This window comes from Myxococcales bacterium (assembly GCA_016717005.1).
In the GTDB taxonomy this organism is placed as follows: domain Bacteria; phylum Myxococcota_A; class Polyangia; order Haliangiales; family Haliangiaceae; genus UBA2376.
In genome coordinates, this window is sequence record JADJUF010000029.1 from 21,090 (window position 1) to 31,376 (window position 10,287).

Sequence of the window (10,287 nt, forward strand, 5' to 3'; positions counted from 1 at the left end):
CGTCCGTCGTGATCGTCCCTGGTCGGCCTGGATCCGCTCCGGCGTGGCAAGAACTTGCCACGGCCTCCGGCGCCGCGACGGCCGACGTGCGCTCCGTCGCTTGTCTGGCGCTGGCGCCTCGGGTAACACGGTGCCATGTGGCGTTGGTGCCTGCTCGGTGTGGGGCTCGTCGCCGGGTGCGTGCCGTTCGAGTCGGGCACCGGTGTACGCGAGCGCATGGTCAGCACGCCCCCGGCCCAGCCGGCGCCGGTACTCCTGGGCTCCGCAGTCGCGCGCGGCGCCCTCCGCATCGGCGGCCTCGGTTCAGCGGCCGCGTGGCAGTCAGGGCACGATGCGCGCCCGCCCAACGAAGGCGCGCGTCAGGCCCCGGGGCCCGCGGGCGGCGGCTGGGTCGGCGTCGGGCTGGGCAACGATGCCGAGGTCGCGGCGACCGTGGCGGTGAGCGCCCCGGGCCGCGGTGAGCACCTACCGTTCACGCCGCGGCGCGCGACGTCCCAGCGGTACGGCCTCGAGGTGCGCGACGTCTCGGATCAGCTCCCGTTCTTGTTGCAGTGGCACCTGGGCGTGCGCGTGTACCGCATCCCGTACACCTGGGACGCCGGCGACTGCTTTGAGGTCGACGGCGCGTGCCTGGCCTGGGACCGCAAGGCCGGCCCTGTGAGCGGCACCGCGTGGCGGCCGGGCGCGCAGGTCGGCGTCACGTACTGGCGCGATCTCGGCTATGGCCTGGGGCTCGTCGTCGGCACCCAGGTCGAGCTGCTGCCGGCGATGAACACCGCCGACCGGGCGAACTTCCAGTGCAACTCCCTCGGTCAGTGCGAGCTCGGCCAGCATCCGAGCTTCTTCGGCACGTCGCTCGCGGTATCGCCCGATCTGTACCTCGGCGCGCTTTGGGATCCGCTGCCCTGGCTCGGCGTCCGGGTCGTCGTTACGCCGTGGTCCGGTCCTCACGATGGCCCATCGCAGTGGTTGGCGACCCAGGTGTCGCTGGAGATCAGACCATGACGATCCGTGCGATGAGCCTGCTCGCTGTTGGCGTGTTCGCGATCGGTGCCTGTTGCACCGAGCGCACGGAGCAGGGCGGGCTCGATGTCACGCACTGCGATTGTGTCCCGGATCCGCGTCTGACCCTTGGCGCGACGTGCGTTGGTCGCGATGACTGCGACGTCTGTCAGTCGTCGCTGGCGTGCAATGCCGCCACGACCCGATGCGAGATGCCACGGGCCAACGCCGCGGGGCAGCCATGCGGCTTCGACGGGAACTGCATGATGCCGCTGGTGTGCAATGCGGCACCGGGCGTTCGCGTGTGCGAGCCGGTCGGCCTCCACGTCGAGGGCGAGGCGTGCAGCCAGGACGACAACTGCCAGCCGGGGCTGGCGTGCAACGAGACCGGCGCTGGCAAGGTGTGCGATCTCGAAGGTCAGCTCGCCGAGCTGTGCCAGCAGGACAGCGACTGCATCAGCGGTCTGGTCTGCAACACCGGCTACACGCCTCACGAGTGTCACCCGCGGGGAGCGGTGGGCGCTCGCTGCGGCGGCCGAGCCGAGGACTGCGAGTCCGGGCTCACATGCGATCGCAGCGTCGTGCCGTACGTCTGTCGCTGAGCCTTCATCGACAAGTCCACGCGTGGACCAGCTCCGGCTGCGCGCCCTCGCGGCGATAGGCGATGTGGATCTCGGCACCGTGGGTGGCGATTGCCGCCGACAGGCCTGCGTCCCCCACGGCATCGATGGGCTCCGACGTGAGCTCGCCGCCACGCACGGTGCCGAGACGGAGCTCGCGGCCAGCGGTCGCCCGATACAGCACCGCGAACGAGCCGTCCCGGAGCGTGGCGACGTCGTGGACGTAGTCGGCGACCACGCCAGTGGGATAGTGCGTCCAGGTGCCTCCTGCGTACAGCGAGTAGCCCAGCTCGCCCGATGGCTCTCGGGTGTACGCCAGCAGGACGTCGTCGTTCGGCGCCCGACCCAGGTTCGCGAACGCACCATCGAAGGGCAGGGGGATGGGCGAAAACGCTCCGGACGCATCCGAGGCGATCATCGCGGCTGGCGGTGAGAATCGACGGTAGGCAACCGTGGTCTTGCCCGGCGGGTTGTCGAGCACCGCCACGTCGCCGCTCGCCGCGGCGCCATCCACCGTCGTGACGTCCCAGGTCATCGATGGCCGGATGGCAAGCGCCACGCCACCGGCCTGGGTTCGAGAATAGGCGATGCGCATGACGCCGTCCCTGCCGACGACCATGTCGAGAGACGAACCGCCGGGCGTATTCGTCTCGACGGGCTCGTGTGTCCAGGTCGATGCCGTACGGGTGGCGAACCACACATCGCGGCCCCGTCGGTCGAGGTACGCGACGTCGACGTGAGCCTCGGAATCAACAACGATCGCGGGGTCGGGTAGGCCCGGGTCCGTCAGCGTCGCAACGGTCTCGCTCGACCACGTACCGCTCACATTGGTCGTGTAGACGATGGTGGCGGTGGCCCGGTCGTAGCGCGCGATGTGGATACCGCCGCTCGCGTCGATGGCGATCGAGTTCTGGACGCTGACGTCGCCTGTGGCCAGGACCTCGCGGCGCCAGGAGGCGTCGCAGCCAGCATCCACCGCAGTGTCGGGGGACGGCATCGACCGCGCCGTCGATCAGCGTCTCACCCGTGCCGCTGCACGCCAGCGACGCGACGATCGCCAGGAGCGAACACCGGTGGGTATTGAGCGGCGCGATCATGGCGGGGCCAACGACAGTGTGACCGTGGTCACCAGGCTGGTCGGCGTCACGTCGACCTGAGACCTCGCTAGCACCGTGCCCGGCGCCGATGCAAGGAATACTTCCCCGGTGACCCGCCATGATCGAGCCGCGTCCACCAATCCAAGGCTCGCGGCCTGGTCGGCCTCGAGCGGCCCGACGGTGCGGAGCGGCGGCGCCGCACCATCAGCGAGGTCGACCTGCCACAGGTATCGCTCCGCGCCTGGCAACGCCGGCAGCGCCGACAGGTCGGCGGTGGCTCGCACCGCCGCCAGTCCGCCGAGCGTAGTCGGATCCGCCGCGGCGGCGAGGTGTTGCCTCAGCGCCATGAAGTCGACCAGGCGGAGCTCATGCGGGCTGCGCCCATCCGGGTCCATGCCGGCGGCCAGGGCGTCGGGCAGGTAGGCGTCGAAGTCGAGCGGCTGGGGGCCGTACTGGGTCGTCAGCGGGTCGTACGCCATCAGGCCACTGCGCACCCACGGTCGCTGTCCCGCCAGGGTCGCCTTGAGCAGCCGGAACGCATCGGTCGGGTCTTCGAGCAGGCCGCGCTCCTCGGGCAATACCCGCAGATGCTCGGCCATCAACGCCACCCGCAGCTCGTGGGCAAACCGGTGCCGGCCGCTGTGCAGCCGCGTGTCGATGGTCGCGGCGGTGATCTCCGAGTCGAGCGTGGCCGACCGCCGGCTCATGTTGGCCGAGCCGATCGACGCCCATAGGTCGTCGACCAGCACGGTCTTGGCGTGGACATAGACCGGGGTCCCGTCCTCGTTGATGGGGTGGGCGAACACCACGCGGTCGCCGGTGTAGTCCGGCAGCGTGGTCCCGTCCTCGCCGGACTCCAGGCTCTCCTTGCCGTACAGGATCAGGTTGATGCAGCGACGCCGCATCGCAGAGCACCAGATCGAGGACCGGAAACTCGGCGAGCTGGCGTGGCAGGATGAACACCACCCACTCCAGGGCATCGGGTCCGAGGAGGCGTGCCCGGATCCGCTGCGCCAGCTCGGGGTTCCACAGGTACTGTTCCTCGCAGTACAGGAAGCGTCGCGCTTGCTCGATCGCCCGGAAGGTCGACTGGATCGCCGACAGGTCGCCGCGGTCGGTCGGCACGATGGCGGTGTACTCGGGGATGTGGGGCGCCAGGGTGCGATTGATCTGCACGGTGTGGGGGCCGTCGTTCACCGCCGACAGGATCTGGGTCGCGGTCGGCGGCGGTAGCGGCGTGGCATGGGCCGGCACCGGGTGGCGGCTCGGGTGCGCCACCGCCGCGTTCCACCGTTCCTGAAAGTTGCGGTAGACGTCCCACGCGGCGCGACCGCGGACCTGGCAGTGGATGTCGTGCCACAGGCCGGTCGGTCGATCGGGGTTGGGATCGGGGTGGGTCGGCTCGTCGAAGCGCCCGATGTTGAGATCGATGCCCCCGACGAATGCCACCGGCCCGCTCGGCGACTCGACGAAGGTCGACTTCTGATGATGGACCCCGGTCTCGCGGGTGAGTTCATCGACGATCGCCTGGCCGCGGCGGCCGTCGACCTCGGCGTTGACGAGAGCCGCCATCCCCAGGCTGTGTCGCACCAGCGCGCTGGCTTTCGACTCGAACTTGTCGCGCCACGGCAACCACCGCACATCGACGCCGCGCTGGATGCTCTCTCGGATCAGGCCGCCGATCTCCTTGGGGTGCATCGGCACCAGGCCACTGGAGAGCTGGCCGTCGGCGGCGCGGATCTCGAAGAACCCATCGCACCCGGCGAGATCGCGCGCCCCGGCGGCGGCGACCCCGACCGCGAAGCCATCGTCGCGGGCGACATTGTCGACGGTCACCGACCTGGCCGCGCTGGTCGCGGCATCCACCCACTGCACCGCGCTGGTGCGCGTGTTGACGATCGCGATCGACGATGGCGGGCTGGTCACGAAGCCTGACGGGAACTGCAGTTCGGCCTGCCCCGGGGTGCCGTTCCACAGCAGCCGCACTGTGGCCGCCGGGCTGGCGCGCAGCGGTGGCGGCGGCGACATGCCACCCGGCGCCGCCGGCAAGGTCAAGCGACCGTACCCGTGGACGTGCAGCGCGCCGCGACCCGCGGTCGCAGTGTCCTGGGGAGCGGGATCATCCGGCGCCGGCGACCACCACACAGCGCGGCACTCGACCTCGCCGGCCCAGTCGGGGTCGTGTACTGCGCGCAGCAGGCATTCGCCGCCGGGGCTCACGAAGGCGCCGAAACGCCGTGGCGTGGACGGCTCGGTGACCCGACCGAACAGGTCGGCCCCGGCATCGTCCCCGACGATGCGTGGGTCGTCACCGCGAAACACTGTCGAGAACTCGAGCTGGGTCAAGGTCACGTACATGCCGGGCGAGAAGGTCCCGGCCGGAAACAGCACCCAGTAGAATCGCTGGTCGTCGATATGGTCGTCGTCGAGGTCGATAAGTGGATCACCCGGGAGCGGCTCGGGATCACCGGGTGGCCGCGGCAGTCTGACCTGCTGGTGGCACGGCAGCGCGCGCCAGATCGCGGTCACGTCCTTGGGCAGGATGACCGGCGCCTGCGTGCGCGGGACCTCCAGCATCGCGCGTCGGCCGAGGACCGGCACATCGGCGGCGACCCAGGCATTGATGCCGAGGACCTTCGCCCCGGCGTTGGCCGCCGGGTCGCGCAGGACCCCCGACGGCATGGCGTCGTCGCGATCGTAAGTCTCGTCGACGTAGGTGGCGCGGATGGCTCGGTAGATCGCCCGGAACGCGGCGCGCGCGTCGACCAGCGCGTCGACGTGGTTGCCCTCGGAGTAGCGCTGGAGCTGGCTCTGCGGGTTGGGGTTGCGCGGCAGCCAGCGCGCGTAGTCGATCACGCGCAGCCGGAAGAAGCTCCAGCGGGAGAAGCCAAGGCGGGTCGTCGCTGCGAGCACACCGTGCGGGTGTGGCGCCAGCCGCACGTGCTCGCCCGGGAGCACCACCTCGGCGAGCTGCGAGGCGAGCGCACTGTGCTCGCTGGTGCCCTGGGCGAACGACACCACCCCATGGGTGGGGATCGCGACCTCGATGTTGGCAGACGGAACCAGCAGCAGACGCTCCGGCGCCGATGGCGGCGGGTCGGGTGGCGGTGGAGCCGGGTCGTTGTCAAGCCATGGATCGTATGGCGTGCCGACGTGGTCGCTCAGCACCAGGGTGTGGCGCGGGTGGCGTGGCCGATACCCAGTTCGTCGACCAGGCCGCAACCGTAGATGCATCGGGGCGCGCGAGACGGCCGAAGCCACCGGCCGCCAGGCGCGCGAGCTGCGCGAAGACAAAGACCGGGTCGAGGGGCAGGCCGGCGACATCGAACATCCGGATGCTCACTGCGTTGCCCGCAGGAAGCTCACCCAGACTTTGGTGGCACGCGACGTAGAGCCTTTCGAGTCCAGACTGAACTTGCCAAGTGACGGCGCCGGCACCGGGAGGCCAGCGAACTGGCTGGTGGCGATCGCGGTGGTCGCCGCCACGAGAGACGTCGCACGGATCCCGCGAACGATGAGCCAGCGAGGGACCGGCACTGCGGCGCCAGGTCGGTCGCCGTCGGGTGGGGCCGCCGAAGTCCAGCGCAGCCCACAGGTACTCGAGTCGTCGGCATGCGCCACCGGTGACCTCGAGCACCAGGGTCGTCAGGTTGCAGGCGATCGTCGTCGACACTGACGCGGCGTCCCGCCGAGTCGCGGAGCGGAGGAAGCCCGTCGGTGAAGGCTCGGCGTTGATCGGTCGACAGCGTCGCGACGTCAGGAACCCGCGTCACGAAGCAGTTGAACGGTGCGCGTAGTGAGTCGCTGGTCGCGGTGATCAGGGCGAGTTCGCCCCCGATGCCGCCGGGATCGGCAAGCGACGCCTGGTGGAACTCGCTGTCGACGTCATGGACGTGCTCGAACATCTGCCCGAACAGCGGCGCTCCGGGGCCGCTGGCCAGCCAGATCTGCAGGTCGTCGGTCAAGCTCATGGCGAATCCTCGACGACGGCGCTCATCGATCGCCGACCGCGCGGGTCGACGATCTCGACGCGGTAGGCCCAGCGCGCGGCCGGCGCGGGCACCAGGTCCTCGGTGGTGACCACGTAGGCTCCGGCGTCGACGACCGTGGGCAGCGCCGCGACGTCGAACGAACCGTCGGCGCGGGTCACCGGCGTGTTCGCCGGGCTCCACCCCGGTACACCGCGCTGGCGGCGGAGCAGCGTCACTGTGTAGTCGCGACGCGGCAGACGCACGCGCACGCCGCGGCGGCTCGGGTCCGGCGGCCGCGACACCTCCTCGACCGTCGCCGTCTCGGGCGGCTGGCTCGAGGTGGCCCGAATCGTGACCGGCGACGATGGGGCGAGCGCACGCCGTCGGCGTTCACGGCGACGACGCGATAGTAGTAGTCGACGTCGGCTAGCAGGTCGCTGTCCGCGAGGACCACGACGCTGGCGCTGGCGGCGACGACGGCGCCCGGGCGCATCCGGCGCACGTCATCGACGGCCGCCGCGTCGCGGGTGCGGTACAGGCGCAGCTCGGTGGCGCGGCCGCCGGGGTCGGGCGCGACCCGCAGGGTCGCGTTGCGATCGCCACCGCGGGCCTCGACCACTCGCGGCGCATCCGGGACCTCGAGCAGTGGCACCGCCACGACCTCGAAGCGCAGCGGTTCCACTGGCCAGGCCGCGGCGATGCCGTGCGCCGACACCGCCAGGACGACGAACAGCGTCCAGCCGCGGTCGACGCCCCCGAGTTCGCCATCGTGGTGGGTGGCGGCGTCAACATACGGCGCCGCGTGATCGATCCGGAAGCTCGGGCGATGCTGGGTCGCGAGTCCCTGGAGCAGGTCGACCCGCGCCGTGGCATCGAGCGTCTGGAAGACCGCGTCATCGACCTGGCCGGCGGCCAGGAGCACCGCGGCCGGGCAGCGATACACCTGGACCGACCCGTGCGGCGGCACCACGAAGGCGATCCGCACCGAGGCCCGGCCCTGCGCATCGGCGTGGGTCGCGTAGCGCAGGGTGCCGTGCGCCGGTGGCGGTGGTGGTGGTGCCAGATCAGCCCGCGACGCGACGGCGCACCGGGCCAGACGGCTGGCGTTGCCGCTGGCATCGACCGCGCGCACCGTGGCGCAGATCTGGGCGCGGCCGCGCCCGTCGAACGGCACCACCACCGGGCCAAGCTCGATAGTGACCCGGGTGGCACCGCCGCCACCGCTGATGACGTGGGCCATGGTGGTCGTCGCGGTCAGCCCCGGCGGTACGACGGTGGCGCCGCTCGGCCACGCCACGATCAGCGGCGGGGGCGTCGCGCCCGGTGCGGTCTCGAGCCGCCCCCACAGGGTCGGATCGTCGGTGTCAGCGAAGCCGGCGGCGCCCTGGCGCAGGTGCAGCTCGAAGCGGGCCAGATCGGGTGCGGCGGCCGCGGCCCCGTCGCCCCAGTCGAAGCCGACGCGCAGTCGCGCCCAGGTCGGAGCCAGCTCGGGTGCGCCGACCAGCTCGGCGGCCAGCGCCGCTGGCGCCGGCGGTGGCACGTGATCGACGACCGACCGCGACACGTCGGCGAACGGGCTCCAGCGTCCCCACAGATCCATGCCGCTCAGGCGCCAGGTGTACGTGCCATACGCGGGCACCGATCGGTCGTGGACCGCGACCCGCCCGCTGGTGGTCGCGGCTCGCGTCGGGACCAGGGGCACCCGGCGGCCCGACTCGTCATCCTTGGCATGCAGCGCGACGTCGTCGCCAGCGGCCGATCGGCGGCGCACCGCGAACATGACCCGGGCCTGGGCCTCGAAAAGGTTGCTGTCGTTGCCGCGGCAGCTGGCGATCACCTCGGCCTCGATCGGGCGAGCGCCGGGGCGCGGCAGGATCTCGACCTGCGGATCGAGCGGTGGGGTCAGCGGCGGCCGCGCCTCCTGGGCGATGTGGGTGGCGAGCGACACGCACGCTTGTGAGTTCGAGGCCAGCCGCGCCGAGCGCTCGAGCGAGTCGAGGTGCGGCAGGGCGGCGACCAGCGCGCGCGGCGCCTCGCGCAGGCCGCCCAGGAGCTGGCGCTGGAGCCAGCGGGTCGGGAAGCCGGCATCGACGGCGTAGTCCCACGGCGACGCGTCGGTCGCAGCGTCGGTGGTCATGAGCCCCAGGAGGCGGGCCACGCATGGATCGAGCGCGGCGCTGCGCAGCACGTCGTAGGGCGACAGCCGGATGGCGCCGCCGCCGAGGTCGTCGTCGGCGGGCACCGTCGCGACGGCGTCGTCGTAGACGAACATGGCCTGTGGCTCGCTCGCCGCCAGCTCGTGGTCGAGGAAGCCCTTCATGGCCGCGTGCATGCGCTGGTAGCCGAGGTCGAGGTAGCGCTGGGCCAGGTCGCTCGCGATGTCGGCGAGCGGTGCGGGCGGTGGCGGCATCGCCGCGGTGTCCCAGGGCGGCAGCGCCCGCGGTGGGGCCGCGAACAGACGGCTCTTGGCCACCTCTTCGCCGGCCTGGGTGGTCCACGCCGGGTAGATCGCCGGCTGGTCGGTGAGCGGTAGATAGAAGCGATCGACGTCGGTCCACACCGGCGCCTGGGCGTAGGCGCGCGACGGCAGCCACTCGATCCGCGCCACCGCCGCGTCGTGCCCCACCAGCTCGATGCGCTCGATGAGCCCACCGTGCAAGAGCAACGTGTCGGCGACCCACGGGTTGCGACCGGGCCAGGGCGGAAGCCGCAGCTCGTCGGGGCGCAGCCACGGCACGCGGTCCCGGTACACGCGCTCGGTCACCGGCCCGAGCAGATCCTGGCGGCTGGTGCGGCGGATCGCCGACCGCAGCGTCGCTGGCACGTGGGCGTCGAGCCCGTGGCCGATGGCCGCGCGATCCTGGAAGTGCCAGCTCCCCCGGCCATTGGCGAAGGCGGTCGCGACCACGCCGCCGGTCTCGACGCGGCGGAAGATCGTGAGGCGCACCCAGGCGGCGGGGTTGACCGACAGCGGCGGCGGCGGTGGCGTCGCCGACGGCCCCTCGAAGCCGAGGTCGAGCCACGCCGGTCGGGTGTCGAGACGCAGGTACGGCACGCCGGCCGGCCCGGCGGCCTGGAACACCAATCCGCCGGCCTTGTCGACCGTGAGGCCGGTGGCGAAGCGACGGCGCACCGGGCCGATCGCCGCCTGGGTGAGCTCCTGGACCCGGCCGACGTCGCCGCTCGTATAGATCGCCTTCCACCGTGCGGGTGTCGTGGGGCTGGCGCTGCGGCGCAGACGGAAGCCCGAGCGTGGGAACCCGAGCCACCGGCCGAAGAACCAGCGCAGGTGCCGGCCATCGGCGATGTGACTGTCACCCTTGGTCCCCAGGCCCACGAGCTGCAGCAGCTCGGGATCGATCCAGTAGCTCATGGCGGCAGCTCCTCGGCCAGCACCGCCGGGGCGGTGGAAACCACGAGCGTCATCGTCGCCGACTCGGCGCCGTCGGACACCGTCAGGACCAGCGGCCCCACGGGCGCGACGCTGACACCGGTGCCGGCCGTGAACAGCACCAGCGCCCGGCTGCGCGACAGCGCGGCGACGATCGCGATCGTCACGCCGCCGACCGCCGACGCAGCCGCCAGCTGCACCGTGGC

Annotated in this window: 9 protein-coding genes; 4 read left to right on the forward strand and 5 right to left on the reverse strand. The window is 71.8% G+C overall.

The genetic code is table 11. The features are described from left to right. Positions 1-135 precede the first annotated feature (135 nt). Together IPL61_22825 and IPL61_22830 are read left to right on the forward strand one after the other, a co-directional pair. Positions 136-1,005: a hypothetical protein gene (locus tag IPL61_22825; GenBank protein ID MBK9034067.1), complete on the forward strand. Its 870-nt coding sequence runs from the start codon at positions 136-138 to the stop codon at positions 1,003-1,005. A gap of 11 nt (positions 1,006-1,016) precedes the next feature. Next, a complete protein-coding gene (locus IPL61_22830; protein ID MBK9034068.1) occupies positions 1,017-1,604 on the forward strand; it encodes a hypothetical protein in 588 nt (195 codons plus the stop codon). 4 nt (positions 1,605-1,608) lie between these two features. Here IPL61_22830 and IPL61_22835 read toward each other — a convergent pair whose 3' ends face one another. Further along, positions 1,609-2,619 carry a hypothetical protein gene (locus IPL61_22835; GenBank protein ID MBK9034069.1) on the reverse strand — a complete coding sequence of 337 codons (1,011 nt, stop codon included), beginning with the start codon at positions 2,617-2,619 and terminating at the stop codon, positions 1,609-1,611. Positions 2,620-2,715: 96 nt separating this feature from the next. After that, positions 2,716-3,699 carry a hypothetical protein gene (locus IPL61_22840; GenBank protein MBK9034070.1) on the reverse strand — a complete coding sequence of 328 codons (984 nt, stop codon included), beginning with the start codon at positions 3,697-3,699 and terminating at the stop codon, positions 2,716-2,718. 412 nt (positions 3,700-4,111) lie between these two features. Between IPL61_22840 and IPL61_22845 the strand changes: the two genes are divergently transcribed. Both IPL61_22845 and IPL61_22850 read left to right on the forward strand, forming a co-directional pair. After that, a complete protein-coding gene (locus IPL61_22845; protein MBK9034071.1) occupies positions 4,112-4,654 on the forward strand; it encodes a hypothetical protein in 543 nt (180 codons plus the stop codon). Positions 4,655-4,900: 246 nt separating this feature from the next. Further along, positions 4,901-5,947, forward strand: coding sequence for a hypothetical protein (locus tag IPL61_22850; protein MBK9034072.1), 1,047 nt, complete (start codon positions 4,901-4,903; stop codon positions 5,945-5,947). 739 nt (positions 5,948-6,686) lie between these two features. Here the strand turns inward: IPL61_22850 and IPL61_22855 are convergent. From IPL61_22855 to IPL61_22865, 3 genes are read right to left on the reverse strand one after another with little or no spacing between them, the layout of a single operon-like run. Beyond that, positions 6,687-6,869 (reverse strand): hypothetical protein, encoded by a 183-nt coding sequence (locus IPL61_22855; GenBank protein MBK9034073.1) that lies wholly within the window; start codon positions 6,867-6,869, stop codon positions 6,687-6,689. Positions 6,870-6,922: 53 nt separating this feature from the next. Beyond that, the gene (locus IPL61_22860) at positions 6,923-10,063 is read right to left on the reverse strand and encodes a hypothetical protein (GenBank protein ID MBK9034074.1); all 3,141 of its coding nucleotides are present in this window, start codon (positions 10,061-10,063) and stop codon (positions 6,923-6,925) included. After that, on the reverse strand, positions 10,060-10,248 hold the full coding sequence (locus tag IPL61_22865; GenBank protein MBK9034075.1) for a hypothetical protein: 189 nt from the start codon (positions 10,246-10,248) through the stop codon (positions 10,060-10,062). The genes IPL61_22860 and IPL61_22865 overlap by 4 nt, the downstream gene beginning before the upstream one ends. Positions 10,249-10,287 lie beyond the last annotated feature (39 nt).